Annotated in this window: 27 protein-coding genes; 22 read left to right on the forward strand and 5 right to left on the reverse strand. The window is 63.0% G+C overall.

All coding sequences use genetic code 11. The features are described 5' to 3' along the window. Positions 1–30 precede the first annotated feature (30 nt). From mlaD to tatC, 22 genes are all read left to right on the forward strand, one after another. Positions 31–501 carry an outer membrane lipid asymmetry maintenance protein MlaD gene (gene mlaD / locus OX462_RS00795; protein ID WP_070219660.1) on the forward strand — a complete coding sequence of 157 codons (471 nt, stop codon included), beginning with the start codon at positions 31–33 and terminating at the stop codon, positions 499–501. Beyond that, positions 498–1,379 carry an MlaA family lipoprotein gene (locus OX462_RS00800; protein ID WP_070313399.1) on the forward strand — a complete coding sequence of 294 codons (882 nt, stop codon included), beginning with the start codon at positions 498–500 and terminating at the stop codon, positions 1,377–1,379. Before mlaD ends, OX462_RS00800 begins: the two co-directional genes overlap by 4 nt. Positions 1,380–1,451: 72 nt before the next feature. Next, positions 1,452–2,087 (forward strand): MlaC/ttg2D family ABC transporter substrate-binding protein, encoded by a 636-nt coding sequence (locus tag OX462_RS00805; protein ID WP_070219656.1) that lies wholly within the window; start codon positions 1,452–1,454, stop codon positions 2,085–2,087. 40 nt (positions 2,088–2,127) lie between these two features. Further along, positions 2,128–2,475, forward strand: coding sequence for an STAS domain-containing protein (locus OX462_RS00810; RefSeq protein WP_034753819.1), 348 nt, complete (start codon positions 2,128–2,130; stop codon positions 2,473–2,475). Positions 2,476–2,686: 211 nt separating this feature from the next. Beyond that, positions 2,687–3,604: an ABC transporter ATP-binding protein gene (locus OX462_RS00815; protein ID WP_070290317.1), complete on the forward strand. Its 918-nt coding sequence runs from the start codon at positions 2,687–2,689 to the stop codon at positions 3,602–3,604. Then, positions 3,601–4,362 (forward strand): ABC transporter permease, encoded by a 762-nt coding sequence (locus tag OX462_RS00820; RefSeq protein ID WP_070290316.1) that lies wholly within the window; start codon positions 3,601–3,603, stop codon positions 4,360–4,362. Before OX462_RS00815 ends, OX462_RS00820 begins: the two co-directional genes overlap by 4 nt. A 46-nt stretch (positions 4,363–4,408) precedes the next feature. Beyond that, complete coding sequence (locus tag OX462_RS00825) at positions 4,409–4,645, forward strand: BolA family protein (RefSeq protein WP_034753824.1); 237 nt, start codon at positions 4,409–4,411, stop codon at positions 4,643–4,645. Between the two features lie 4 nt (positions 4,646–4,649). Next, positions 4,650–5,900: a UDP-N-acetylglucosamine 1-carboxyvinyltransferase gene (gene murA / locus OX462_RS00830; protein WP_070290314.1), complete on the forward strand. Its 1,251-nt coding sequence runs from the start codon at positions 4,650–4,652 to the stop codon at positions 5,898–5,900. 12 nt (positions 5,901–5,912) lie between these two features. Beyond that, positions 5,913–6,581 (forward strand): ATP phosphoribosyltransferase, encoded by a 669-nt coding sequence (gene hisG, locus OX462_RS00835; protein WP_070219646.1) that lies wholly within the window; start codon positions 5,913–5,915, stop codon positions 6,579–6,581. Positions 6,582–6,607: 26 nt separating this feature from the next. After that, positions 6,608–7,933 (forward strand): histidinol dehydrogenase, encoded by a 1,326-nt coding sequence (gene hisD, locus OX462_RS00840; protein ID WP_070219644.1) that lies wholly within the window; start codon positions 6,608–6,610, stop codon positions 7,931–7,933. 5 nt (positions 7,934–7,938) lie between these two features. Beyond that, positions 7,939–8,868, forward strand: coding sequence for a DNA-methyltransferase (locus tag OX462_RS00845; protein ID WP_070290375.1), 930 nt, complete (start codon positions 7,939–7,941; stop codon positions 8,866–8,868). Between the two features lie 33 nt (positions 8,869–8,901). Beyond that, positions 8,902–9,996: a histidinol-phosphate transaminase gene (hisC, locus tag OX462_RS00850; protein ID WP_070290312.1), complete on the forward strand. Its 1,095-nt coding sequence runs from the start codon at positions 8,902–8,904 to the stop codon at positions 9,994–9,996. 19 nt (positions 9,997–10,015) lie between these two features. Beyond that, the gene (hisB, locus tag OX462_RS00855; RefSeq protein WP_070313396.1) at positions 10,016–10,606 is read left to right on the forward strand and encodes an imidazoleglycerol-phosphate dehydratase HisB; all 591 of its coding nucleotides are present in this window, start codon (positions 10,016–10,018) and stop codon (positions 10,604–10,606) included. 38 nt (positions 10,607–10,644) lie between these two features. Next, the gene (gene hisH, locus OX462_RS00860; RefSeq protein WP_071650181.1) at positions 10,645–11,283 is read left to right on the forward strand and encodes an imidazole glycerol phosphate synthase subunit HisH; all 639 of its coding nucleotides are present in this window, start codon (positions 10,645–10,647) and stop codon (positions 11,281–11,283) included. Positions 11,284–11,338: 55 nt separating this feature from the next. Then, a complete protein-coding gene (gene hisA / locus OX462_RS00865) occupies positions 11,339–12,112 on the forward strand; it encodes a 1-(5-phosphoribosyl)-5-[(5-phosphoribosylamino)methylideneamino]imidazole-4-carboxamide isomerase (RefSeq protein ID WP_070219639.1) in 774 nt (257 codons plus the stop codon). Between the two features lie 60 nt (positions 12,113–12,172). Further along, the gene (gene hisF, locus OX462_RS00870; RefSeq protein ID WP_070290307.1) at positions 12,173–12,934 is read left to right on the forward strand and encodes an imidazole glycerol phosphate synthase subunit HisF; all 762 of its coding nucleotides are present in this window, start codon (positions 12,173–12,175) and stop codon (positions 12,932–12,934) included. Between the two features lie 26 nt (positions 12,935–12,960). Beyond that, positions 12,961–13,398 (forward strand): phosphoribosyl-AMP cyclohydrolase, encoded by a 438-nt coding sequence (hisI, locus tag OX462_RS00875; protein ID WP_070219635.1) that lies wholly within the window; start codon positions 12,961–12,963, stop codon positions 13,396–13,398. Beyond that, positions 13,395–13,766: a phosphoribosyl-ATP diphosphatase gene (locus OX462_RS00880; RefSeq protein ID WP_034753849.1), complete on the forward strand. Its 372-nt coding sequence runs from the start codon at positions 13,395–13,397 to the stop codon at positions 13,764–13,766. The genes hisI and OX462_RS00880 overlap by 4 nt, the downstream gene beginning before the upstream one ends. 15 nt (positions 13,767–13,781) lie before the next feature. Beyond that, the gene (locus OX462_RS00885) at positions 13,782–14,153 is read left to right on the forward strand and encodes a histidine triad nucleotide-binding protein (protein WP_409027569.1); all 372 of its coding nucleotides are present in this window, start codon (positions 13,782–13,784) and stop codon (positions 14,151–14,153) included. Between the two features lie 80 nt (positions 14,154–14,233). Next, positions 14,234–14,470, forward strand: coding sequence for a Sec-independent protein translocase subunit TatA (gene tatA, locus OX462_RS00890; protein WP_046683197.1), 237 nt, complete (start codon positions 14,234–14,236; stop codon positions 14,468–14,470). 47 nt (positions 14,471–14,517) lie between these two features. Beyond that, the gene (gene tatB / locus OX462_RS00895; RefSeq protein WP_070290303.1) at positions 14,518–15,051 is read left to right on the forward strand and encodes a Sec-independent protein translocase protein TatB; all 534 of its coding nucleotides are present in this window, start codon (positions 14,518–14,520) and stop codon (positions 15,049–15,051) included. Beyond that, positions 15,048–15,803 (forward strand): twin-arginine translocase subunit TatC, encoded by a 756-nt coding sequence (gene tatC / locus OX462_RS00900; RefSeq protein WP_035823092.1) that lies wholly within the window; start codon positions 15,048–15,050, stop codon positions 15,801–15,803. The genes tatB and tatC overlap by 4 nt, the downstream gene beginning before the upstream one ends. 84 nt (positions 15,804–15,887) lie before the next feature. On the opposite strand, the gene OX462_RS00905 is transcribed toward tatC, so the two are convergent. The 5 genes from OX462_RS00905 to OX462_RS00925 all read right to left on the reverse strand — a co-directional run bounded on the left by OX462_RS00905 (position 15,888) and on the right by OX462_RS00925 (position 25,169). After that, positions 15,888–16,289 carry a hypothetical protein gene (locus OX462_RS00905; protein ID WP_409027570.1) on the reverse strand — a complete coding sequence of 134 codons (402 nt, stop codon included), beginning with the start codon at positions 16,287–16,289 and terminating at the stop codon, positions 15,888–15,890. A 171-nt stretch (positions 16,290–16,460) separates the two neighbouring features. Then, on the reverse strand, positions 16,461–18,320 hold the full coding sequence (locus OX462_RS00910) for a DUF885 domain-containing protein (RefSeq protein ID WP_409028712.1): 1,860 nt from the start codon (positions 18,318–18,320) through the stop codon (positions 16,461–16,463). A 169-nt stretch (positions 18,321–18,489) separates the two neighbouring features. Then, the gene (locus tag OX462_RS00915; RefSeq protein WP_070311998.1) at positions 18,490–18,978 is read right to left on the reverse strand and encodes a hypothetical protein; all 489 of its coding nucleotides are present in this window, start codon (positions 18,976–18,978) and stop codon (positions 18,490–18,492) included. Between the two features lie 69 nt (positions 18,979–19,047). Continuing rightward, positions 19,048–23,229 (reverse strand): DEAD/DEAH box helicase, encoded by a 4,182-nt coding sequence (locus tag OX462_RS00920; protein WP_409027571.1) that lies wholly within the window; start codon positions 23,227–23,229, stop codon positions 19,048–19,050. Further along, entirely contained in the window at positions 23,226–25,169 is a 1,944-nt protein-coding gene (locus OX462_RS00925) for a dipeptidyl-peptidase 5 (RefSeq protein ID WP_409027572.1), read from the reverse strand. The genes OX462_RS00920 and OX462_RS00925 overlap by 4 nt, the downstream gene beginning before the upstream one ends. Between the last annotated feature and the right edge of the window lie 197 nt (positions 25,170–25,366).

The following is a 25,366-nucleotide window of genomic DNA, read 5'->3' on the forward strand; positions in this document are numbered from 1 at the left end:
GCGGCAAGTAAAAATTATTTAGGATTGTTTATGCAACGTAAATCTTTGGATGTCTGGGTCGGCTTGTTCGTCTTGCTGGGTGTGGCGGCATTGATGTTTTTGGCGCTCAAGGCCGGCAATATGAGCTCGCTGTCTTTCAGCAAGACGTATACCATTACGGCCAAGTTCGACAATATTGGCGGCCTCAAGCCGCAGGCGCCCGTCAAGGGCGCTGGCGTGGTGGTGGGGCGCGTGGCGGAGATCCGCTTTGACGACAAGACGTATCAGGCGCTGGTGAAACTCGATATCGAAGATGGCTACAAATTTCCGAAAGACAGCTCGGCCAAGATTTTGACGGCCGGTTTGCTGGGTGAGCAATATATCGGCCTGGAAGCAGGCGGCGATTTGGCGAACCTGGCAGAGGGCGACAAGATCGCCCGTACTCAATCGGCCACAGTGCTGGAAGACCTGATCAATCAGTTCATCTACAGCAAGGCAGCGGAAGGAAAGGACAGCAAATGAGCGAGTCGACCAAGAAACCCCAAGGCAGCCTGGCGCGTATCGGCCTGGCCATGGCCATCGCCGCCAGCGTGAGCGCCTGCGCCACCGGCACCAATCCGCGCGACCCGCTGGAAGGGTATAACCGCGCGATGTTCAAGTTCAACGATACCGTTGACCAGGTGGCCCTGAAACCGGTCGCCACGGCCTACAAGACGGTGACGCCGTCGTTCGTGCAAACGGGCGTGGGCAACTTCTTCGGCAACCTGGCCGATGTGTGGAGTGCCGTGAACAACTTGCTGCAAGGCAAGGGTGAAGCGGGCTTGCAAGACGTCGTGCGCGTCAGCATGAACTCGACCTTCGGCATCCTCGGCCTGATCGACATCGCGTCGCAGGCCGGCATTCCCAAGCATAACGAAGACTTTGGCCAGACCCTGGGCTGGTACGGCGTCCAGTCGGGTCCGTACGTGATGCTGCCGCTGCTGGGCCCATCGACCGTGCGCGACACGGTGGCCTTGCCGCTCGATATCGCGGGCGACCCATGGCGCTACAAGGATCCCGTCAATGTACGCAATATCGGCACGGTGACGCGCGTGGTCGACAAGCGCGCCGCGCTGCTCGACGCGACCAACCTGATGGAAGCGGCCGCGCTGGACCGTTATGAATTCATCCGCGACGGCTTCCTGCAAGCGCGTGAAAGCAAGGTTTTCGACGGCGATACGGACCGCCGCGACCGCAAAGTGCCAAAAAACGACACCAGCGATTACGAGCCGGAGTACGAGGCAAAACCGCAAGTTGCCAATGACGCGCCTGCGGCCACGGCCGCCGCCGAGGTGGCGCCAGCGGACCTCGTAACATCTGGTAGCAATACCGTTGCTTCCGAGGCCAGGCCCCAGGAGTAAACTCCCGTACAGAAACACCACGGCTGCGATCAACGCCAGCCGGTGCATAGCAACACCATGAAAGGTAGAACCATGAAATTGATGAAACAACTGCTGGCGATGGCGACCATCGCCTTTGCCACCGCCGCCCAGGCCGCTCCTGCTGTCGAAGCGCCGGACGTCTTGGTCAAGCGCATCAGCCAGGACGTGATCGACACGGCCAAGAACGACAAGGCCATCCAGGCTGGCGATATCAAGCGCGTCACCGAGTTGGTGGAAAGCAAAATCCTGCCTTACGTGGATTTCCAGCGCATGACGGCCCTGGCCGCCGGCCGCTTCTGGCGCGACGCCACGCCGGACCAGCAAAAGCAGCTGTCGGCGGAATTCCGCACCCTGCTGATCTACACGTACTCGGGCGCCCTGTCGCAGATCAAGAACGAAACCGTGGAATTCAAGCCGCTGCGCGCCGACCCGGCTGACACGGAAGTGGAAGTGCGTTCGCAGGTCAACGTGGCGCGCGGCGAACCCGTGCCCCTGAACTACCGCGTGGCGAAAACCCCGTCCGGCTGGAAGATCTATGACATCAACGTGCTGGGCGCGTGGCTGGTGGAAACGTACAAAAGCAGCTTCGCCAGCGAGATCAGCAAGGGCGGCATCGATGGCCTGATCAAGACCTTGCAGGCAAAAAACAAGGCCCTGGCCAGCCGTCCCGCTGCCAAAGCCAAATAATCGGCTATCATATAGCTCCAGACCAGCGCAGCCCGACGCCATGCCCGACTCTCTCGACACCTTGCAGTCCCTGACTTCCCTGACCGTGCACAATGCCACTTCGGCATTGGAGCAGGGTCTGGACGCCATCCGCTCGGGTCAGACCAAGTTCGACCTGCGCAACGTCAAGGCCGTCGATTCGGCCGCCGTGTCCGTCATGCTGACGTGGCAGCGCGCGGCGCAGGATGCGGGCGCCGTGCTGGAGCTGAAAAACCTGCCGAACAACCTGAAAAACCTCACCAAGCTGTATGGCGTCTGCTCGCTCGTCTCGAGCACGTTGACTGCCGACGACTGCGCCAGCGCCGGCGGCCACGCCGAACGCAGCCCGTCCGACCTGCATCATCATTGATCCTGTCCCACTCCCCGCATCAGCAGTAGCTTTCAAGCCGGCAGGCCAGCAGCGCCGCCGGATTGATCTCCAAGTGTTCCACGAATTTTCCAACTATAATTGACTGTTGCGCCGTCCTCGCCTGAAGGTGGCGCCCTGCACCGGCCTGCCGGCCTGGATGTCTCCGGCAACTGGCGCATCACACCAGACGCATTACACTTGAAACAAGCACATGACCGCAATTCAAATAACGAATGTAGAAAAGAGCTATAAATCGCTCAAGGCGCTGGGCGGCGTGTCGCTGGCCATCGAAGAAGGCGAGTTCTTTGGCCTGCTCGGTCCCAACGGCGCCGGCAAGACCACCCTCATTTCCATCATCGCCGGCCTGATACGCCCCGACGCGGGCACCGTCAAGATCCACGGCCACGACGTGGTCAAGGACTTCCGCAATGCGCGCCGCAACCTGGGCGTGGTGCCGCAGGAACTCGTGTTCGACCCGTTTTTCACCGTGCGCGAAACCTTGCGCCTGCAGTCCGGCTACTTCGGCCTGCCGAACAACGACAAGTGGATCGACGAGGTCATGGAAAACCTCGACCTGACCGGCAAGGCCGACACGAATATGCGCGCCCTGTCCGGCGGCATGAAGCGCCGCGTGCTCGTGGCCCAGGCGCTGGTGCACAAGCCGCCCGTCATCGTGCTCGATGAGCCGACGGCCGGCGTCGACGTGGAACTGCGCCAGACCCTGTGGAAGTTCATCTCGCGCCTGAACCGCGAAGGCGGCCACACGGTCGTGCTGACCACCCACTACCTGGAAGAGGCGCAAGCCATGTGCCAGCGCGTGGCCATGCTGAAAAGCGGGAAGGTGGTGGCGCTCGACACCATGTCGGCGCTGATCCGCCGCATCGCCGGCTCGCAGCTGCAGGTGCACCTGAAACACGGCAGCCTGCCGGCCGACCTGCAGCACCTGGTGCTGCACCCGGAAGAACAGCAGGCGCCGAACAAGTTCAGCTTGCGCGTCAACGAATACAGCGAAGTCGAGAAAATCCTCGCCCGCCTGCGCGAAGCGGGCGTCGAGATCGATGAAATGCAATTGCAACAAGCTGACCTGGAAGATATCTTCTTGCAGATCATGGATAAAGGTACCGTATGATTTCGACAGGATTTCGCACCCTCGTCTACAAAGAGACGCTGCGCTTCTGGAAAGTGGCGACGCAAACCGTGGCCGCACCCGTGCTCACGTCGATGCTGTACCTGCTGGTGTTCGGCCATGTGCTCGACGGCCGCGTCGAGCCGAGCCCCGGCGTCAGCTACACGGCCTTTCTGATTCCCGGCCTGGTGATGATGAGCGTGCTGCAAAACGCGTTTGCCAATTCCTCGTCCTCGCTGATCCAGTCCAAGATCACAGGCAACCTGGTGTTCGTGCTGCTCACGCCCCTGTCGCACTGGGAAATCTTCTCGGCGTATGTACTCGCTTCCGTCGCGCGCGGCCTGGCCGTGGGCTTTGGCGTGTTTGCCATCACCTGCTGGTTCGCCGACCTGTCGTTTGTCGCGCCGCTGTGGATCGTCATCTTCGCGTTTCTCGGCGCCGCCATGCTGGGCACAATGGGCCTGATCGCCGGCATCTGGGCCGAGAAATTCGACCAGCTGGCCGCCTTCCAGAACTTTTTGATCATGCCGGCCACCTTTTTGTCGGGCGTGTTCTATTCGATCCACTCGCTGCCGCCATTCTGGCAGACGGTATCGCACCTGAACCCCTTCTTCTACATGATCGACGGCTTCCGCTACGGCTTCTTCGGCGTGTCCGACGTCAGCCCGTGGCTCAGTCTTTCCATCGTCGCCGGCTTCCTCGTGATCCTGGCGCTGGCATCGATCCGCCTGCTGAAAAGCGGTTACAGATTGCGCCATTGATTACGGCACATCACATCACTACATTATTCAATATCAAGGACTTATCGTGACCACCACTCCAGAACTGATCCACGGCTACCTGTCGGCCGGCCTCGAATGCACGCACCTCGAAGTGGAAGGCGACGGCCAGCACTTCCAGGCCGTGATCGTCTCGCCCGCATTCGCCGGCAAGCGCCTGATCCAGCGCCACCAGATCGTCTACGCGGCGCTGGGCGACCGCATGCGCGAAGAAATCCACGCGCTGTCGATGAAAACCCTGACACCTGAAGAATTCCAAGGATAAGCACATGGACAAGCTCCTCATCAACGGCGGCAACCGCCTGAACGGCGACATCGCCATCTCCGGCGCGAAAAACGCCGCCCTGCCCATCCTGTGCGCGGGTCTCTTGACCGCGGGCGACCTGGACCTGACCAACGTGCCGCATCTGCACGACGTGGCCACCATGCTCAAATTGCTGGGCCAGACGGGCCTGAAAGTGCAGCAGGACGGCGACCGCGTGGTTCTCAACGGCAGCGCCATCGACACCCTGGAAGCGCCGTATGAGCTGGTGAAAACCATGCGCGCCTCGATCCTCGTGCTGGGCCCCATGCTGGCGCGCTTCGGCGAAGCCAAGGTCTCGCTGCCGGGCGGCTGCGCCATCGGTTCGCGCCCCGTCGACCAGCACATCAAGGGCCTGGAAGCGCTGGGCGCCGAGATCCGCATCGAAGCGGGCTACATCTACGCCAAGTGCGCCAAGCTCAAGGGCGCGCGCATCGTCACCGACATGATCACCGTCACCGGCACCGAAAATCTGCTGATGGCCGCGACCCTGGCCGAAGGCGAGACCATCCTGGAAAACGCCGCCTGCGAACCGGAAGTCACCGACCTGGCGCACCTGCTGGTGGCCATGGGCGCGAAGATCGACGGCATCGGCACCAGCCGTCTGGTGATCCAGGGCGTGGACGCCTTGCACGGCGCCTCGCACGCGGTGATCGCCGACCGTATCGAAACGGGTACCTTCCTGTGCGCCGTGGCGGCCACCGGCGGCGACATCACCCTGCGCAACGTGCGCACCGACATTCTCGACGCGGCGCTCGACAAGCTGCGCGCCATGGGCCTGACGATGACCTTCGGCGCCGACTGGATCCGTGCCGAGATGTCGGCCCGTCCGAACCCCGTCAGCTTCCGCACGACGGAATACCCGGGCTTCCCGACCGACATGCAGGCGCAGTTCATGGCCGTCAACACGATTGCCAATGGCGCCAGCCGCGTCACCGAGACGATTTTCGAGAACCGCTACATGCACGTGCAGGAAATGAACCGCCTGGGCGCCGACATCACCATCGAGGGCAATACGGCCATCATCGCCGGCGTCAAGCAGCTGCGCGGCGCGCCCGTGATGGCGACCGACCTGCGCGCCTCGGCCTCGCTGGTGATCGCGGCCCTGGCCGCCGACGGCGAAACGCTGATCGACCGCATCTATCACCTCGACCGCGGCTACGACCGCATGGAAGTCAAATTGTCGGCCGTCGGCGCGAACATCGTACGTATTAAATAACAAGGAACGAGCATGAACGGATCGAACAACGGCGACAGCTCCCAGCTGATCCTGGCGCTCTCGAAGGGCCGCATTTTTGAGGACACCATGCCGCTGCTGGAAGCGGCCGGCATCAAGGTGCTGGAAAACCCGGAGACTTCGCGCAAGCTGATTTTGGCCACCAACGATCCGAACGTGCGCGTCATCATCGTGCGCGCCAGCGACGTACCGACCTACGTGCAGTACGGCGCGGCCGATTTCGGCGTGGCGGGCAAGGACGTGCTGCTGGAACACGGCGGCGAAGGCCTGTACCAGCCGATCGACCTGAATATCGCTTCCTGCCGCATGTCGGTGGCGGTGCAGGCCGGTTTCGACTATGAAAAGGCCGTGCACCAGGGCGCGCGCTTGCGCGTGGCCACCAAATTCGTGCACACGGCGCGCGAGCATTTCGCCGCCAAGGGCGTGCACGTCGACCTGATCAAGCTGTATGGCTCGATGGAGCTGGCGCCGTTGGTCGGCCTGTCCGACGCGATCGTCGACCTGGTCAGCACGGGCAGCACTTTGCGGGCGAACAACCTCGTCGAGGTCGAGCACATCATGGAAATTTCGTCGCGCCTGGTGGTTAACCAGGCGGCATTAAAGCTCAAGCGCGAGCGCTTGCAGCCGATTATCGAGGCGTTTGAACGCGCCTCGCAAGCCTAGACACATTCAGTAGCAGAAAGCCGATTATGCCGATACAGATACGCAAGCTCGATTCAAGCCAGGAAGGTTTCCAACAATCGCTCGACACCTTGCTGGCGTTCGAGGCGGGCACCGATGCAGCGATTGAAACGTCGGTCGCAAAAATCCTGGCCGACGTGAAAACGCGCGGCGACGCCGCCGTCCTGGAATACACCAACCGTTTCGACCGCATCCCGCATGGCGGCGCGGCGGAAATGGCGGCCTTCGATATTTCGCAAGCCGAACTGCAGGCGGCCCTGAACGGCCTGCCGTCGGCCCAGCGCGAGGCGCTGCAGATCGCCGCCCAGCGCATCCGCGCCTTCCACGAACGCCAGCGCGAGGAATTGCGCGGTTTTACTTACACCGAGCCCGATGGCACGGTGCTGGGGCAAAAAATCACGCCGCTGGACCGGGTCGGCATCTACGTCCCGGGCGGCAAGGCCGCGTATCCGTCGTCCGTGCTGATGAACGCCATTCCCGCGCACGTGGCGGGCGTGGGCGAGATCATCATGGTGGTGCCGACGCCCGATGGCGTGAAAAACCAGATGGTGCTGGCCGCCGCCGCGATCGCGGGCGTGACGCGCGTGATCACCATCGGCGGTGCGCAAGCCGTCGGCGCGCTGGCCTACGGCACGCAGACGATTGCCGCCGTCGACAAAATCGTCGGCCCCGGCAACGCCTATGTGGCGGCCGCCAAGCGCCGCGTGTTCGGCATCGTCGGCATCGACATGATCGCGGGGCCTTCCGAAATCCTCGTGCTGTGCGACGGCACGACGGACCCGGACTGGGTCGCGATGGATCTGTTTTCGCAGGCCGAGCACGACGAACTGGCGCAGGCGATCCTGCTGTGCCCCGACGCGGCCTACATCGCGAAAGTGGAAGAGAGCATCGCCAGGCTGCTGCCGACGATGCCGCGCCAGGCCACCATCAGCACTTCGCTGGCCGACCGCGGCGCGCTGATCAAGGTGCGCAGCATGCAAGAGGCGTGCGAGATCGCCAATGCCATCGCCGCCGAGCACCTGGAAATCTCGGCGGACAACCCGCAGCAGTGGGCCGAGCAGATCCGTCACGCGGGCGCCATGTTCCTGGGCCGCTTTTCGTCCGAATCGCTGGGCGACTATTGCTGCGGTCCCAATCACGTGCTGCCGACGTCGCGCACGGCGCGCTTTTCGTCGCCGCTGGGCGTGTACGACTTCCAGAAGCGTTCGTCCATCATTCACGTCAGCGAGGCGGGCGCGCAAACCCTGGGCCGTGTCGCCGCCACCCTGGCGTATGGCGAAGGCTTGCAGGCGCACGCGCGCAGCGCCGAACTGCGTCTGAAGCCGCAGCCATGACGAATATGGCGGAGCGGCCGGACTGGGTCAACCGGGTCTATTGCGAAGATGCGCTGGCGGGGCTGGCGCGCATTCCCGATGGCTCGGTGGACCTGATCCTGACGGATCCGCCGTACAACCTGGGCAAGGATTACGGCAATGCCTCGGACCAGCAGTCGGTGGCCGACTACCTGCGCTGGACGGAACAGTGGATCGATTCGGCGCTGCCCAAGCTCAAAGCCAACGGCAGCCTGTATATCTTCCTCACCTGGCGCTATTCGCCGGAGATCTTCGTCATGCTGAAACAGCGCATGGCGATGATGAATGAAATCATCTGGGATCGCCGCGTGCCGTCCATGGGCGGCAGCGTGCGCAGCTTTTCATCGGTGCACGACACCATCGGCTTCTTCGTCAAGCGCAAGGATTACTACTTCGACCTTGACGCGGTGCGCATCGCCTACGACGCGGCCACCAAGAAGGCCCGTTCGCGCTCGATCTTCATCGGCGCCAAATGGCTGGAAGTGGGCTACAACCCGAAAGACTTGTGGAGCGTGTCGCGCCTGCACAAGGAACACCCGGAACGGGCCGACCACCCGACGCAAAAGCCGCTCGAAATCATCGAGCGCATGGTCAAGGCGTCGTGCCCGCCCGGCGGCGTGGTGCTCGACCTGTTCATGGGCAGCGGCACCACGGCCCTGGCGGCCAAGCGCTGCGGGCGCGATTTCGTCGGTTTTGAACTCAATCCCGACTACTGCGCCATCATCGAACAGCGATTGGCGGCCCTCGCGCAGGAGCTGGCCGAACCGGCCACATCGCCCGCGGCCAAGCCCGCCAAGGCGGCGAAAAAGCCGGCGGCGGTCAGAAAAACGGCTGCCGTGAAAAAGCCGCCCGCCGTGAAAAAAGCGCCGGCCCGCAAGGCGCGCAGCGCTAGCGTGCCGGAAGACGTCGTCATTTAGTCTCCATTTCATTTCATCAGGAGTGTTTGCAGCATGTCTTTCCTCGATCAGTTAATCAGCAACACCGTGCGCGCCGATGTGCGGGCCGTCAAGAGCTACCAGGTAGCCGATGCCAGCGGTTACATCAAGCTCGATGCGATGGAAAACCCGTATCCGCTGCCGCAGCATCTGCGCGAGGAACTGGGCGCGCGCCTGGCCGGCGTGGCGCTGAACCGCTATCCGCCGTCGTACGCCAGCCTGCAGGCGGCCATCTGCGCCAAACTGGGCGTGCCCGCCGGTTACGACGTCATGCTGGGCAACGGCTCCGATGAACTGATTTCCATCCTGGCCATGGCCTGCGCCCGCCAAGCGCCGGGCCAGCGCGCCGTGCTGCTGGCGCCCGTGCCGGCCTTCGTCATGTATGCGCGCTCGGCGCAGTTTGCCGGCATGGATTTTGTCGGCGTGCCGTTGAACCCGGACTTCAGCCTGGACATGCCGGCCATGCTGGCGGCCATCGAAGCGCACCGCCCGGCGCTGGTCTTCCTCGCGTATCCTAACAACCCGACGGGCAACCTGTTCGCCACTGCCGATATCGAAGGCCTCCTCGCCGCCCTGGGCGACACGGGCATCGCCGTCGTCGACGAAGCCTACGAGCCGTTCGCGCAGCGCAGCTTCATGGGCCGCCTGCCCGAATATGAAAACCTGGTGGTGATGCGCACCGTGTCGAAACTGGGCCTGGCCGGCATCCGCCTCGGCTACATGTCGGCCGCGCCGGCCTTGCTGGCGCAGTTCGAGAAAGTGCGTCCGCCGTACAATGTGAATGTGCTGACGCAGGCGGCGGCCGAATTCGCGCTCGAGCACCTCGACGTGCTCAACGCGCAGGCGGCTCTGCTCAACAGCGCGCGCGACGACCTGGCACGGCGCTTAGCGGAGCTGCCCGGCGTGACGGTATTTCCCTCGAAGGCAAATTTTCTTCTGATTCGTGTGGCAGATTCCGACGATGTTTGCGCAAAACTGCTTGCCCGCAGGGTTTTAATTAAAAATATGAGTAAAATGCATGCTGCGCTGGCCAATTGCCTGCGCATCAGCGTCAGCACCCCGGAAGAAAATTCCCTTTTTTACGATGCCTTCAAGGCATCCCTCGTTTAGCCTATCGCCAGAGCCTCCCATGAACCGCACCGCAGAAATCACGCGCAACACCAATGAGACGCAAGTTCGCGTCGCCCTCAACCTGGACGGCACGGGCCACCAAAAGCTCAATACCGGCGTGCCCTTCCTCGACCATATGCTGGACCAGATCGCCCGCCATGGCTTGATCGACCTCGATATCGAAGCGACGGGCGACGTGCATATCGACAACCACCATACGGTGGAAGACGTGGGCATCACCCTGGGCATGGCCGTGGCCAAGGCCATCGGCGACAAGAAGGGCATCCGCCGCTATGGCCACGCCTACGTGCCGCTGGACGAGGCGCTGTCGCGCGTGGTGCTCGATTTCTCGGGCCGCCCTGGCATCGAATACCACATCCCGTTTACGCGCGCCATGATCGCCGGCTTCGACGTCGACCTGACCCTGGAATTTTTCCGCGGCTTCGTCAACCACGCGGGCGTGACCTTGCATATCGACAACTTGCGCGGCACGAATGCCCACCATCAGTGCGAAACCGTGTTCAAGGCCTTTGGCCGCGCACTGCGCATGGCTGCCGAGCTCGACGAGCGCGCGGCCGGCATCATTCCATCGACCAAGGGCAGCCTGTGAGCGCCGCTCTCGCTATATTGTAGATTCCGGGATCAAACATGAATAAAATTGTGGTGGTGGATTACGGCATGGGCAATCTGCGCTCGGTGGCGCAGGCGTTGCGTGCCGTGGCGCCAGACGCCGATGTGCGCATTTCCGGTGTCGCTGCCGACATCGACAGCGCCGACCGCATCGTCTTGCCGGGCCAGGGCGCCATGCCCGACTGCATGCGCAGCCTGCGCGAATCGGGCGTATTGGAGGCGCTGCTGCGCGCCGCCGACAGCAAGCCCGTGCTGGGCGTGTGCATCGGCGAGCAAATGCTGTTCGACGGCAGCGAAGAGGGCGATGCGGCCGGCTTGGGCTTGCTGCCAGGCAAAGTCGTGCGCTTCCAGCTCGACGGCCAGGTGCAGGAAGACGGCTCGCGCTTCAAGGTGCCGCAAATGGGCTGGAACCAAGTGCGGCAAACGGCGTCCCATGTCATGTGGGATGGCATCGCTGACAATGCGTATTTTTACTTTGTGCACAGCTATTTTGCTCAACCTCAAGAGGCGGCGCACACGGTGGGCGAGACTGTCTATGGTGCGCCGTTCGCCTGCGCCGTCGCCCGTGATAATATTTTCGCGACACAGTTCCACCCTGAAAAAAGTGCTGCCGCTGGCTTGCAGCTGTACAAGAACTTCGTTCACTGGCAACCTTAACGTTGGCTTTCCGGCTTTTTTTCCGCCTCTCACTCACTTTTAAACCACACTGACCATGCTGCTCATTCCCGCCATCGACCTGAAAGACGGTCACTGCGTACGCCTGAAACAAGGCGATATGGAACTTGCCACCGTATTTTCCGAAGACCCGGCCGAGATGGCCCGCCATTGGCTGATGCAGGGCGCGCGCCGGCTGCACCTGGTCGACCTGAACGGCGCCTTTGCCGGCAAGCCGAAGAACGAAGGCGCCGTGAAAGCCATCCTGAAAGCCGTGCAGGATTTCGCCGTGGAAAACGACATCGAGGAAATCCCCGTGCAGCTGGGCGGCGGCATCCGCGACCTCGACACCATCGAGCGCTACCTCGACGCCGGCATCACCTACATCATCATCGGCACGGCGGCCGTGAAAAGCCCCGGCTTCCTGCACGACGCCTGCGGCGCCTTCCCGGGCCACATCATCGTCGGCCTCGATGCCAAGGATGGCAAAGTGGCAACCGATGGCTGGAGCAAGATGTCGGGCCACGAAGTGATCGACCTGGCGAAAAAATTCGAAGCCTACGGCGTCGAGTCGATCATCTACACGGACATCGGCCGCGACGGCATGATGGGCGGCATCAATATCGAAGCCACCGTCAAGCTGGCGCAAGCCGTCAAGATCCCCGTCATCGCCTCGGGCGGCCTGCACAATATCGGCGACGTGGAAGCGCTGTGCGCGGTCCAGGCCGAAGGCATCGAAGGCGTGATCTGCGGCCGTTCCATCTATGAAGGCACGATCGACCTGGCGCAAGCGCAGGAACGCGCCGACGAACTGACCGACGCCGCCGTTTAAGCCTGCCCGGCCGGGGCGCGCCTGCGCGTGTCCTGGCCTGGCGACAATCTGGAACCCATCATGCTTGCAAAACGTATCATCCCCTGCCTCGACGTGACCAATGGCCGCGTCGTCAAAGGCGTCAATTTCACGGAATTGCGCGACGCGGGCGATCCCGTGGAAATCGCCCGCCGCTATGACGAGCAGGGCGCCGACGAGATCACTTTCCTCGACATTACCGCTTCGAGCGACAACCGCGGCCTGATCTTCGACATCATCGAAGCGGTGGCGTCGCAAGTGTTCATTCCGCTGACCGTGGGCGGCGGCGTGCGCGTGGTGGAAGACGTACGCCGGCTGCTCAATGCGGGCGCCGACAAGGTCAGCATCAACACCTCGGCCGTGACGAACCCCCAGCTCGTGTTTGAGGCATCGCAAAAGCACGGTTCGCAATGCATCGTCGTCGCCATCGACGCCAAGCAGGTGTCGCCCGGCAAGTGGGAAGTGTTTACCCATGGCGGACGCACGGCCACGGGCCTGGACGCGTTCGAATGGGCGCGTAAAATGGAAAGCCTGGGCGCCGGTGAAATCTTGCTCACCAGCATGGACCGCGACGGCACCAAGGTGGGCTTCGACCTGGGCCTGACGCGCGGCGTGTCCGACGCCGTCAGCATTCCCGTGATCGCCTCGGGCGGCGTGGGCGGCTTGCAAGACCTGGTCGACGGCATCAAGGTGGGCCGGGCGGACGCCGTGCTGGCCGCCAGCATCTTCCACTATGGCCAGCACACGGTGCAGGAAGCCAAGCAGTTCATGGCGCAGCAGGGCATTCCCATGCGCCTGGCGTAAAGTACATACAAGCAGGATAGAAGAACATGCAAAACGGAACCATCGTAGCAAGCAATGCCAAGTGGCTGAAAAAGGTCAAATGGGACGAGCACGGCCTGGTGCCCGTGATCGCGCAGGAAGCGGGCAGCAATGACGTGCTGATGTTCGCCTGGATGAACCGCGACGCGCTGGCGCGCACGGTGGAGCTGGGCGAAGCCGTGTACTGGAGCCGTTCGCGCAAGAAACTGTGGCACAAGGGCGAAGAATCGGGCCACACGCAAAAGGTGCTGGAAATCCGCCTCGATTGCGACGAAGACGTGGTCTTGCTGAAAATCGAGCAAGCCGGCGGCATCGCCTGCCATACGGGCCGCCATTCGTGCTTCTTCCAGAAGTTCGAAGGCGACGAGAAAACGGGCGAATGGCAGATCACCGACCCCGTCCTGAAAGACCCTGAGACGATTTACGCGGAAAGCAAGAGCAAATGAGTGAAACCCTGAAGCGCCTGGCCGCCGTGATCGAATCGCGCAAGCTGGCCAATGGCGGCGACCCCGCCACCTCGTATGTCGCGCGCCTGTTTGCCAAGGGCGATGATGCCATTTTGAAAAAAATCGGCGAGGAAGCGACGGAAACGGTGATGGCCGCCAAGGATGCGCGCCGCGACAACGACCCGTCGAAGGTCTTGTACGAATGCGCCGACCTGTGGTTTCACTCGCTGGTGATGCTGGCGCAGTTCGACCTGACGCCGCAGCAGGTGCTCGACGAGCTGGCGCGCCGCGAAGGCCTGTCCGGCCTCGAGGAAAAGGCGGCGCGCAAGGACGAGCTGCGCGACGCCGGCGAAACAGACAAACACTGACCTACTGGAGCGTGCGTGGATAACTGTATTTTCTGCAAGATTGCTGCAAAACAAATTCCTTCGACCATCGTGTATGAGGATGACGACTTGCTGGCCTTCAAGGACATCAACCCGGCCGCCCCCGTGCATCTGCTGTTGATCCCGAAGCGCCACGTGGCGACCCTGTCCGATTGCGATGACAGCCATACGGAAACGCTGGGCAAGCTGCTGCGCCTGGCGCCGAAACTCGCCGCCGAATTTGGCTGCGCCGTCACCTATGACGCCGATGGCACGCCTGCCGGCGGCTTCAAGACCATGATCAACAGCGGCCCGAACGGTGGGCAAGAGGTGTATCACCTGCACATGCATGTGTACGGCGGTCCCCGTCCCTGGCGCGGCCAGCACTGATTTCGCCGTGCGCCGGGTTCGCGTGTATACTACCGGCATTGGTTGACGCTATTCGGGCACCGTCCCGCAAGGAGAATGTGATGGGTTCATTGAGTATTTGGCACTGGGTGATCGTTCTGGTTATCGTGATGCTGGTCTTCGGCACCAAGAAACTGGGCAATATCGGCGGTGATATCGGCAAGGCCGTCAAAGGCTTCAAGGATGGCGTCAAGGGCGACGATGACGCGCCGGCAGCCAATACCCCTCCTGCTGCGCCATCGCAAGTGGCCGACAAAAGCACCATCGACGTCGAAACGAAAGAGAAAAGCAAGTCCTGATAGCGTGGCGGGGCGCTTGCCTCGTCCGGTAACAGCCTTGTCCGCTTATGATCGATCTCGGTCTCTCTAAAATCGCCATCATCGGCGTGGTTGCGTTGATAGTCATCGGCCCTGAAAAGTTGCCGAGAGTGGCGCGCATGGCCGGCACCCTGTATGGCCGCGCGCAACGCTACCTGAACCAGGTGAAATCCGAAGTCTCGCGCGAAATTGAAATGGAAGAGCTGAAAAACCTGCAGAAGGAAGTGCAGGAGGCGGCCCATTCCGTCAAGCAAAGTGTGGAGAAATCCATGCATGGCGTGGAAAATTCGATTTCCGGCAACCTGGCCGAGGTGGAAAACGCCTGGCGCGGCGATTCCAGTTCGTATGAGGGGCATCACGACGCCCATGAAGCCATGCTGCGCGCCACCAACGATGACCTGGCCCGCAAGGCGCGCGAATTCCGCCGCAAGAAACTGGTGCGCAATTCCGCCATCCCTGGCTGGTACAAGCAGCGCCATGGCGGCAAGCTGCACGTGCAGTCGGCGGCCGCCCGCGTGGCGCGTTTCCGTCCGCGTGCCAGTTCCTCCTCCTTTTACTCATGAGTAGCAAATCTCCGGTGGAAGAAACCTTTATCTCGCATCTGGTCGAGCTGCGTAACCGCCTGGTCAAGGCGTCGATCGGCATCGCCGTCGTCTGCGCCGTGCTGTTTTACTGGCCCGGCCCTTCGCATATCTACGATTTCATTGCCGCGCCGATGATCGCCTCGCTGCCGGCCGGCTCGAAAATGATCGCCACCGGCGTCATCTCGCCCTTCCTCGTGCCGATGAAAGTGACGCTGGTGATCGCCTTTATCGTCGCCTTGCCCTGGGTGCTGTACCAGATGTGGGCGTTTATCGCCCCCGGCCTGTACACGCATGAAAAGCGTTTGATCGCGCCGCTGGTCATCTCCTCGTCGCTGCTGTTCATGGCCGGCGTGGCCTTCTGCTATTTCTTTGTGTTTGGCCGCGTGTTTCACTTCATCAGCGACTTTTCGCCGTCGTCGATCGCGGTGACGCCGGATATCGAAAACTACCTCGATTTCGTCATGTCGATGTGCCTGGCCTTTGGCGCCACGTTCGAAGTGCCCGTGGTGGTGGTGATCCTCGTGCGCATGGGGCTGGTTTCCATCGCGAAACTCAAGGAAGTGCGCCCCTACATCATCGTCGGCGCCTTCGTCATTGCCGCCATCGTCACGCCGCCGGACGTGGTCAGCCAGTTCTCGCTGGCCATCCCGATGTGCCTGCTGTTCGAGCTGGGCCTGCTGGTGGCGCCCATCTTCGTCAAGGCCACTCAGGCGCCGGAAGAGGCGTCCTAGACGCTTTACTATACTCGCAAGCAAAAGCCGCTGACCTCCCCCGGGAGCAGCGGCTTTTTTGTTGCCAGGAAAGTGAGTGCGCGCTTACTGCAGCATCAGTTTGCTGAGGATGCCCAGGTTGAGCAGGATCAAGGTGCTCATCATCCAGTAGACGTGTTTCATGTCGGCGCCATGGCGCAAGTCCAGGCGTTCCAGGCGGGCGTCGAATTTTTGCTCCAGGGCGTCAATTTTGGTGTCGAGCCTGAGCTCCAGCGCATCGATCTTCACCTCCAGGGCGCCCACCTTGGTATCGACGTTCTGCGACACCAGCTTGATTTCCCCCAGCAGATTGCGCTCCAGTGCCGCCAGTTCGCCATGCACGACGACGGCCGAGCCCAGTACCTCGCCCAGGGCCGTGGCATGGGCTTCCGCCTGCTGCGTGGGCACGCCCGCCGAGGCGAGGCGTTTGGCGTAATCGAGGGTGTCGAACTGGATGGGCATATGCATGGACGCTCCTGAACTCACCCTAGCAGAAAAATCGGCAATTGCCAGTGAGGAGTGCGGTGGCGCCTGCCTTCCCGTCAGCTTAATGGACAGGGACGCTGGCGGTTTGCGATGGCGCAAACGCATGCAAAAAGGGCGCCGCAGCGCCCTTTGCAAGCTGACGGCGAGCGCCGCTTAATTCATCAGTTCCTTGATGACTTTGACGGGGGCACTGCCGTAGCTGAGGAATTGCTCGTGGAAATCCTTCAGCACGAACTTGTTGCCCAGCGCCTGCTTGCGCTGTTCGCGCAAGTCCATGATTTCGCTGTAGCCGCTGAAATAGCTGGTCAGTTGCACCGAGCTCAACTGCACGCGGCGCCATTTTTCCGTCGCTTCACGCTTGGTCTGGAAGGCCTGGCGCGTCAGCAGGTCGAGCGCTTGCGCTTCCGTCATGCCCAGCACGTGCACGCTGTAGTCGAGGATGGTGTTGGTGACGCTGCGCAAGTTCCACTTCGAATACATCAGCCACATTTCCGGCGCGTTGTTGCCATAGCCCGATTCGAGCATCATGCGCTCGCCATACACGGCCCAGCCTTCGATCATGGCGCCATTGCCGAAGATCGATTTGACCAGCGACGGCGACTTGTTCGCGTACACGAGCTGCGTGTAGTGGCCGGGGATGGCTTCGTGGATGTTCAGGATCTGCAAGATCCAGTGGTTGTACTCGCGCAAGCTGCTTTCCGCCTGTTCCGGCGTTTCGCCGTCGAGCGGCGTCACGTTGTAATAGGTGCGGTCCTGCGGACGGTAGGGGCCGGGCGCCTCGATGCTGGCGCCGGCCACGCCGCGCTGGTAGGCGGGTGTTTCACGCACGACCAGAGGCTTTTTCGGGTCCATCGTCAGCAGGTTGTGGCTGGTCACCCATTCCTGCAATTCCGGGATCTGGCGGCGGATTTCCGGCACGAAGTCGGCGGGGGCCACGTGCTTGCTGGACAGCTTGTCGATCACCATGCCGATCTTCGCCGTGCGGTCCGCCGGCTTGGCCGTGCTGCCCATGGTTTTCACCCACAGCTCGTCGGACAGGCTATCCATGTGCTCGAGCAGCTTTTCGCGCGCTGCCAGGGCTTTCTGGTACATCTGCTCGGCGCTCACGCTGGCCTGGATATCGTAGGCGAATTTCTGTTCATATAAATCTTTGCCGATGCGGAAGGAGCGCGCATTGCCGTTCTGCGCCAGCGCGGCATCCTGTTCCGTCAGCCAGGCCGCATAGCCTTGCACGGCCGTGCGGGCCGCGGCGATGCGCGCGTTGTACAGCTGCTTTTCCGCCGGCGTCAGGATGGAACCCTGTGCCGTCTTGTTCAGGTCGTCAAGCACGCTGAGCACGCCGGCGCTCTGGGCGATGGCCAGCTGCGTGTGCTCGCGCGTGGGGTTGACGATGCTGGCGCGGGCGGCCGCATAGTATTGCGGCACGCTGGCGATACGCTTGAGCAAGGTGCGCAGGCGCTGCGGCTGGGCCGCGTATTCCGTGTTCAGGATGAAATCGATGGAGCCGGCCACGTTGTACTGGGCGGGATTCCATTCGAATTCGCGGAAGGTGGTCAGATACCAGCGGTCCGACTGCAATTTATTCGTCAGCAAGGCCAGGTCGGTGCGTTGCTTGTCCGACATCTTGCCGGCATTCAGCTTGCCGAATTTGCCCAGCCATTCTTCGATGAAGGCCAGCTGCTTCTGGCGGCTGGCCGCGTCGGGAATGCTCAGGTTGGCGGCGCCATCGTACTTGCCGACCGAAATCGCGCTTTCCGGGTCCAGGCGCCACAGGGCCGTGAGGAACTGGCCGCTGAGGTTATTCATGGAGCGGTCGCTGCTGTTCTCGCTGGCGACGGCCGCGACCGTCGCTGCCGTGGCCGCCGTGACGACGGCTGCTTTCTTGCCGACGGTTTTTTTCTTGCTGCTGCTGGTGCCGGCCTTGCCGCTTTTTTGCGGTTTCTTGGCGGCGCTGGCCGGTGTCAGGGTAAAAGCCATCATCAATGCGGCGAGCGCAACTTTATTTTTGATCAGCATAGTTTATCTCTTGAATATTTTGCTGTTTGTTGGTATCAGAAAATAATAAACTGATAATATAAGTAACAAACAACTATTGAAAGGTTGGCCTTGCTTGCCTGGGCGGCCCAAAGATTAGCATTAATTGCCGCCGCTGCGCAGTTTTTTGCGCCGGGAGCGCGCGGCGCTAGACGACGATGGCGCTGCCGCGCAGCAGGTCCTGGTGGCGCGCATTGATGGCCGCCACGGCATCCTTGCCGCGCGCCATGCCGGTGGCGTGGATTTCCGTTTCCTGCGTGTAGCGCTGGCTGACGCGCACCGTGTAGGACTGGAACAGCCAGCTCCAGAAGTTGGTTTCATAGACGGCTTCATCCATGTCGCGCCATTTGACGCCCGTCAGTTTCTTTTTCCACGGCAAGATGCCGGACGCCAGCCACACGCCCGCCTCGTCGTAGTACAGCTGATAGCTGCGGATGGTCAGCAGGCGGTAGCCGACGATCAGGGCCGAGCCGATCAGCACCACGAAGGCGGCACGCGCGTTGTACTTGAAGGCCAGCGGCAGGGCGGCAAAGAACAGCAGCACGGCGATGATGAAGGTGCTGACATAAGCGGTCCAGGATTTGCCGCACAAAAAGGTGGCGCGCTGGCCGGCGCTGGTGGCGATATAGTCGGTCATGGCGTGGCATCAAAACAGGGAAAAACGATCATCGCATGGAACGCGGCTTCCCCGTGCATTTTTTCAAGCTCATCGCTTCAACCCCTCCTGCAGCATGCCCAGCATGTCACTGGCCGACATGCGCGCGGCCGCATCACTGCCTTCCAGCAGACTGTCGGCCAGGTCGCGTTTGTGCTGGTGCAATTCGACGATGCCTTCCTCGATCGTGTGTTTCGCCACCAGCCGGTAAATGGTGACGGGGCGCAATTGCCCCATGCGGTGGGCGCGGTCCGAGGCCTGGTCTTCCACGGCCGGGTTCCACCACGGGTCCATGTGGATCACGTAATCGGCCGCCGTCAAGTTGATGCCCATGCCGCCCGCCTTCAGGCTGATCAGGAAGACGTCGCCATCGCCCGCCTGGAAGGCGTCGACCCGGCGCTTGCGCTCCTGCATGGGCGTGCTGCCGTCGAGATACTGATAGCTGACGCCATGCTGCTCCAGGTGCTTGCGGATGAGTGTCAAATGGTCGACGAACTGGCTGAAGACGAGCACCTTGTGGCGGTTTTCCAGCAAGCCCGAAAGCAGCTCGGCGAAGGCGGCCAGCTTGCTGCTGGCCAGGCCCAGTTCCGGCGCCACCAGTTGCGGATTGCAGCAGGCGCGGCGCAGTTTCATGATCTCGGCCAGGATCTGGATGGCCTTTTTCGAGGCCGGTCCTTCCACCATGGCCAGCTTTTCCAGCGCTTCGCGGCGCAAGGATTCGTACAGTGCCGTTTCCTGCGGCGACAATTCCACTTCCAGCACGATTTCCGTGCGTGACGGCAATTCCGACAGCACTTGCGTTTTTGTCCGGCGCAGGATGAACGGCGCGATCAGGCGGCGCAGCCGCAGGCGCGCGCCGGCCGCCGCCCGCTTGTCCTGATCCTTTTCGATCGGTCCCGCAAAGCGCAAATTGAACTGGTCCAGGGTGCCCAGCAAGCCCGGGTTAATAAAACGGAACAGATTCCACAGTTCGCCCAGGTGGTTTTCCAGCGGCGTGCCGCTGGCCACCATGCGGAAATCGCCTTGCAGGGCCATCACGGCTTGCGAACGCTTGGTGGCGCCATTCTTGATCGCCTGCGCTTCGTCGAGCACGATCGTATGCCAGCGCACGCCGGCAAACATGGTGGCTTCCTGCTGCAGCAAGCCATAGCTGGCCACCACCACGTCGAACGGCTGCAGGGTGTCGAGCATGTCGGCCCGGTCGCCGCTGCCGAACAGTTTGACGTTCAAGGTGGGCGCGAAGCGCTGCGCTTCGCTGATCCAGTTCATGCACACGGACGTGGGGGCGACGACGAGGGTGGGGCCGTTCGGCGCGCGCGCGAGGATCAGCGCCAGCGCCTGCAAAGTCTTGCCGAGTCCCATGTCGTCGGCCAGGCAGGCGCCCACGCCCCAGTGCGCCAGGCGCGCCAGCCATTGGTAGCCGGCCAGCTGGTAGTCGCGCAAGTCCGCCTGCAGGGTGCTGGGCAGCTGCGGCTGATAATCGTCGAGGGCGCGCAGGCGCAGCAGGTGTTCGCGCCACAGTTTGTCGGCCTTCACGCCGCCCGCATCGTTGGCCAGCTCTTCCAGCGCAAACGCGGCCAGCGGGTGGATGTGCACGCCATCGGGATGCGCTTCGCCATACGCAGCCAGTTCCGACAGGCGCCGGTGCAGCTCGTCGCTGAGCGCGAGGAACTGGTTGTCGCCCAGGGCCACGAAGCGGCTTTTATTGTTCTGCATCAAATCGAGCAGGGCGCGCAAATCCATCACCTTGTCTTCATCGATCTGCACTTCGCCGCTGGCGGCAAACCAGTCTTTTTCGCTCTTGATATTCAGGCGCATCTGGCCGCTGTCGATGCGCTTCGACACGCGCATGGTTTCGCCTTCGGGCCACGCCAAGACCATGCCGGCGGGGTCGAGCGCTTGCAGCTCCACCAGCAATTGCAGGCCCAGCGCTGGCTGGCCCAGCAGCCATTCGCCATGCTCTTCTTCCGCCTCTTCCAGCACCAGACATTTTCCGATCAGCTGGCGCTGCGCTTCGCGTTCCGCATTCAGGTCGCGCCGCGCTTGCACGGCACGCCCTGCCACGTCGGCAAACACGCTTTCGGCGCCGCTGCCCGGTGCGTAATAGGCGCCGTTGTCGAGCAGCGGGCGCACGAGAATTTGCATCTTCAACCCCTGCTGGTAGGGCAGCAAATGCACGTGCAGGCGGTGGTCGGCCGTGATCGCTTCCGCGTCGCCGGCGCCGCCGCCGATATCGGACTGCACGGTGACCATGGTCGAGATGGCGCCGATGGCCTGCATCACCTGTTTTTCCGCATGCAGGGGCACGGACAAGCCCAGGCCCACGATGGCGCCGATGCGCCGGTGTTCGTCGAGGATGTGCACCACGCGCAAGCGCGTCGGCGTCTCGCGCTGCACCACCACGTTGCTGCCGCTGTCGGGCAGCGGCGGCTGCATGCCCAGCCACAGTTGCCCTTCGTGCGACTTGATCAGGAGCTCGGGCGCGCCGGCGATCAGTTCCACGCGCGTGTCGGGGTGATCGAGCCAGAAGACGAGCGGGTGGCCCACCAGCAGCACGGCGGCCTTGTCCAGCTCGATTTCATAGCGCGGTGCCGACGAATAATATTGTTTGAACGGCGCGATGCTGCCGGCCGCGCGCGCGTCCTGCGGCGTGAGGAAATCGATGTCGCCCGCCTCTTCGGCCAGGCGTTTGAGGCCCATGGCGCGGCCCTTGCTCCAGCCGCCCCGCGCGTCGCGTTTCTGCTCGCGCACTTCCACGGCCGTGAGGCCGAAGCGCGGGTCGAACGCCACCAGCCACACGAGGCGCGAGACGCCGCCGACGGCTTCGGCGGGCGCGTTCTGCTGCAGGTTGATCAGCGCGCTCAGCTGGCGCTGCCACGCTTCCTGGCGCTCGAACCACGGCGCCATGTCCGTCAAGCCGTGCTGCGCCCGTTTTGCGGTGGCATAGCGCTCCTGGTCCGGCTCGCTCATCAGGCCCAGCAAGCCGGCCGCCTGCGCGGCAATCAGGTCGTAGCCGGCCGCGTCCGCTTGCTGCACCAACAGGCGCAGTTGATCCTTGCGCTCGCTCAATTGCGGCAGGGCCAGCCAGTAGTACAGCAAGGCCTGGAACAGCTGCGCCTGCAGTCCCGTTTCCCAGCTGCGCGTGGGGATCGCATCGGCTTGCAGCACGCCGGCGCGCACCAGGCGCAAGGTATTGAGTTGCTGGTAGACGATGCTGTCGTGGTTGGGCTGCGCGTGCAGCGTGATATCGAGGTAGGTCTCCGCACTTTTCAGCAGCTTGGCGTCGTTGCCGCGCAGCAAGGCCAGCACGTACAGGTGGCCGCCGATGCCCGTAAAGCACAGCTTGCGCTTGCCCGTTTCCTTGCGCAACCCTTTCAGGGCCGTTTCAAAGCCCGCCACGGCGTGCGCATGTTCGCCGCGCAACAGGGCGATGCTGCTGTCGACAAACAGTGCCTGCGGCCCCTGCTGGCCCGCCAGGTAGCGCGCGGCCGCGTCGAGTTCGCCGCACAGCAGGGCGTCTTCGGCCAAGGCCAGCGCCAGGGCGGCGCCGATATGGTCGCCGGCGGCCGCCTGGCGCGCGTGGTGCGCGCGCGCGTAGGTACGGATGGCGTGCGCCGTGGCCGGTTCGCGCGGGGCGTTGCCCAGCAGCACGGCGAGGATGTCGTCCTGCAGTTGCGGCATGACGAAAGACAGCATTTCCGGCTCGAACGGCCGGCCGAAGATCTCGATCAGCGGATGCAGCTGTTGCGCTTCATAGCACGCCATGCAGGCGGCCAGGATGGCGGCCACGTGGCGCACCTCGTCATTGCGCAAGAGGGCGATGCGCAGGCGCGCCACGCCTTGCCGGTAGCTGCGCAATTCCACATAGCCATCCCAGTTGCGCCGCACGGGGTTGATCAGCTCGATGGCCTGGCACAGGTCGCGGAACACCAGGTGCTCGATGGCGGCGCGCATGGCGGGCCAGCGCAGCTTCGCTTCGCAGGCATAGCCCCGTCCCACCACTTCGGACGCCAGCGCGTGCCGCGTCAAATGCTGCAGCATGCCCGTGACGGTGAGCAGGGCAAACGGCGTGCCGTCCGGCTCGACGACGTTGGCGCGCTGCAAGTGTTCATACACGGCATGCTTGCCCACGGGTTCGCCCGCGATGGCCAGCAAGGCCAGGATCATCTGTTCGTGCTGCTCCAGGGCGGAGAACTCGTCCAGCAGATGTTGCTCTACATTCGGTTCGCTCATGCGGGCAAGTTGGCGATATGCACGGGCGGCTCGCCGGCCGTCACGGGCAGGCCGAATACGCGCTGGTAGAAATACAGTTCCGCGTCGAGGGTGCGCACGATGTTTTCCGCCTTGCGGAAGCCGTGGCCCTCGCCTTCGAGCGGCACGTAGGCGACGGGCACGCCGCGCGCCTGCAGGGCGTCGACCATCAGCTGCGACTGCTGCGGCGGCACCACCTTGTCATCGAGGCCCTGGAAGAAGATCATCGGGCGCGACAGTTTATCCGTATGGTGGATGGGCGAGCGCTCGCGGTACAGGGCCTCGGCTTGCGGCTGGGGGGCGATCAGGTAGTCGGTGTAGCGCGATTCGAACTTGTGCGAATCGTCGTCCAGACCCTTCAGGTCGGATACGCCATAGTAGCTGGCGCCGGCCTTGAAGACGTCGTGGAAGGTCAGGGCGCACAGGGTCGTCAGGCCGCCCGCGCTGCCGCCGCGGATGATCAGGCGTTCCGGGTCGGCCAGGCCCTCGGCGGCCAGGTAGCGGGCGCCGGCGATGCAGTCTTCCACATCGACGATGCCCCATTGCCCGCGCAACGCGTCGCGGTATTCGCGGCCGAAGCCGCTGCTGCCGCCGTAGTTGACGTCGAGCACGCCGATGCCGCGGCTGGTCCAGTACTGCGTCGCCAGCTTCAAGGTATTGCTGGCCATGCTCGTGGGACCGCCATGACTGATGACGATGACGGGGGGTAATGTTCCCTGGGGCGCCTGCACGTCGTCATTTTTCGGCGGATAAAAGAAGGCGTGGGCCGTGCGGCCATTGCTGCTGGTAAAACTCAAGCTGCGCGGCACGGACAGGTACGCCAGCGCGGGCAAGGCCGTGATCGACTGCGCCAGCACTTCCAGTTCATGGTTCGACAGGTCGATGCGCGCCAGTTCCAGCGCGATGGTGGGACTGCCGCCGAGCAGCGCGACGAAGCCGGGCCCCACGCGCAGTTCGCGGATTTCCTGGTACGGGTGCGGTATCGGTTCCAGTTTGGCCGCCGTCACGTTCAGCTGCGCCAGGTAGCTGATGCCGGACTGGATATACGTGCAGACGATCTCGTCGTCGGACAGAAAACCGTACATGCTGCCGCCGAAGGTCCAGTGCGGCGTGGCAAATTCCGCTTCCATCGGGCACAGCGCCTCGATGTCGGCGCCATGCAGGCGGTACAGATTCCACCAGCCGCTGCTGTCGGAAACGAAGTGCAGCAAGCCGTTCGGCGACCATTCCGGCTGGCAAATCGACTCGCGCGCGCCGCCGGCGATCAGGCGGGGCGAACCGAGGCTGCCGTCCGCCTGCACGTCGGCCAGCCACAGTTCCGTGCCTTGCCACGGCAGGCGCGGGTGGTCCCAGCTGATCCAGGCGAGCTGGCTGCCGTCCGGCGACAAACGCGGCGCCGCATAAAAATCGTGGCCACGCGCCAGCACCGTTTCGTGCCCGTCGAAGCCGACGGCCGCCAGGCAGTTTTCCGGCTGCGCATGGCCCTCTGCCGGATGCTGTTCGCGCACGGCGATCAGGCGGGCACGGGCCGCATCGACGACGAAGTCCGCGTGGCGCGTATTGCCGCCCGTGGTGAACGCTTCGGGCGCGGCGTCGCCGGCCACGCGGTACAGGCAATTGTCGGCGAAATGCGAGAAATACACGGTATCGCCGGCCACCGCATACGCGCCGCCGCCGTATTCATGCACGCGGGTGCGCACATTGAAGGGCGCTGGCGTGAGTTCATCGACACGCGCGCCGCGCTGGCGCAGCAGGGTGTTGCGGCCCGCCTCGCTGGCGCGCCCGGCCAGCCAGAACACGTCGGCGCCATCCGCTCCCCCGAGGGCCAGCTGCGTCAGCGGCGAGGCGCCGGCGGCGACGATGGCCGCGCTGATCGGCGATGGCCAAATGCCATAAGGGGTGCTGGATGCGGTCGAGGTCATGCGGGCTCCGTGTCGTGGTGGGTAGAGGGGCCTCCAGGCGGCGTCAGGCAGCGCGGCGGCGTTCATCATCATAATGGAAGGGCAGGCACAACGAAAGTCATCGCTGTGCGTGGCAAATGCTGCAAAGCGGCACCGGAATCAATGAAATGGCGGCGATTGGATGCGATAATACCGCTTCTCCAAGCTCGATTGCCTGC

It is taken from the genome of Janthinobacterium aestuarii (genome assembly GCF_046113285.1).
Lineage (GTDB): Bacteria > Pseudomonadota > Gammaproteobacteria > Burkholderiales > Burkholderiaceae_D > Janthinobacterium.

What these genes read in the sequence shown, in the direction of transcription:
- mlaD (WP_070219660.1), top strand. Translation starts at nt 31, where the DNA reads ATGCAACGTAAATCTTTGGATGTCTGGGTCGGCTTGTTCGTCTTGCTG.
- OX462_RS00800 (WP_070313399.1), top strand. Translation starts at nt 498, where the DNA reads ATGAGCGAGTCGACCAAGAAACCCCAAGGCAGCCTGGCGCGTATCGGC.
- OX462_RS00805 (WP_070219656.1), top strand. Translation starts at nt 1,452, where the DNA reads ATGAAATTGATGAAACAACTGCTGGCGATGGCGACCATCGCCTTTGCC.
- OX462_RS00810 (WP_034753819.1), top strand. Translation starts at nt 2,128, where the DNA reads ATGCCCGACTCTCTCGACACCTTGCAGTCCCTGACTTCCCTGACCGTG.
- OX462_RS00815 (WP_070290317.1), top strand. Translation starts at nt 2,687, where the DNA reads ATGACCGCAATTCAAATAACGAATGTAGAAAAGAGCTATAAATCGCTC.
- OX462_RS00820 (WP_070290316.1), top strand. Translation starts at nt 3,601, where the DNA reads ATGATTTCGACAGGATTTCGCACCCTCGTCTACAAAGAGACGCTGCGC.
- murA (WP_070290314.1), top strand. Translation starts at nt 4,650, where the DNA reads ATGGACAAGCTCCTCATCAACGGCGGCAACCGCCTGAACGGCGACATC.
- hisG (WP_070219646.1), top strand. Translation starts at nt 5,913, where the DNA reads ATGAACGGATCGAACAACGGCGACAGCTCCCAGCTGATCCTGGCGCTC.
- hisD (WP_070219644.1), top strand. Translation starts at nt 6,608, where the DNA reads ATGCCGATACAGATACGCAAGCTCGATTCAAGCCAGGAAGGTTTCCAA.
- OX462_RS00845 (WP_070290375.1), top strand. Translation starts at nt 7,939, where the DNA reads ATGGCGGAGCGGCCGGACTGGGTCAACCGGGTCTATTGCGAAGATGCG.
- hisC (WP_070290312.1), top strand. Translation starts at nt 8,902, where the DNA reads ATGTCTTTCCTCGATCAGTTAATCAGCAACACCGTGCGCGCCGATGTG.
- hisB (WP_070313396.1), top strand. Translation starts at nt 10,016, where the DNA reads ATGAACCGCACCGCAGAAATCACGCGCAACACCAATGAGACGCAAGTT.
- hisH (WP_071650181.1), top strand. Translation starts at nt 10,645, where the DNA reads ATGAATAAAATTGTGGTGGTGGATTACGGCATGGGCAATCTGCGCTCG.
- hisA (WP_070219639.1), top strand. Translation starts at nt 11,339, where the DNA reads ATGCTGCTCATTCCCGCCATCGACCTGAAAGACGGTCACTGCGTACGC.
- hisF (WP_070290307.1), top strand. Translation starts at nt 12,173, where the DNA reads ATGCTTGCAAAACGTATCATCCCCTGCCTCGACGTGACCAATGGCCGC.
- hisI (WP_070219635.1), top strand. Translation starts at nt 12,961, where the DNA reads ATGCAAAACGGAACCATCGTAGCAAGCAATGCCAAGTGGCTGAAAAAG.
- OX462_RS00880 (WP_034753849.1), top strand. Translation starts at nt 13,395, where the DNA reads ATGAGTGAAACCCTGAAGCGCCTGGCCGCCGTGATCGAATCGCGCAAG.
- tatA (WP_046683197.1), top strand. Translation starts at nt 14,234, where the DNA reads ATGGGTTCATTGAGTATTTGGCACTGGGTGATCGTTCTGGTTATCGTG.
- tatB (WP_070290303.1), top strand. Translation starts at nt 14,518, where the DNA reads ATGATCGATCTCGGTCTCTCTAAAATCGCCATCATCGGCGTGGTTGCG.
- tatC (WP_035823092.1), top strand. Translation starts at nt 15,048, where the DNA reads ATGAGTAGCAAATCTCCGGTGGAAGAAACCTTTATCTCGCATCTGGTC.
- OX462_RS00905 (WP_409027570.1), bottom strand. Translation starts at nt 16,289, where the DNA reads ATGCATATGCCCATCCAGTTCGACACCCTCGATTACGCCAAACGCCTC.
- OX462_RS00915 (WP_070311998.1), bottom strand. Translation starts at nt 18,978, where the DNA reads ATGACCGACTATATCGCCACCAGCGCCGGCCAGCGCGCCACCTTTTTG.
- OX462_RS00920 (WP_409027571.1), bottom strand. Translation starts at nt 23,229, where the DNA reads ATGAGCGAACCGAATGTAGAGCAACATCTGCTGGACGAGTTCTCCGCC.
- OX462_RS00925 (WP_409027572.1), bottom strand. Translation starts at nt 25,169, where the DNA reads ATGACCTCGACCGCATCCAGCACCCCTTATGGCATTTGGCCATCGCCG.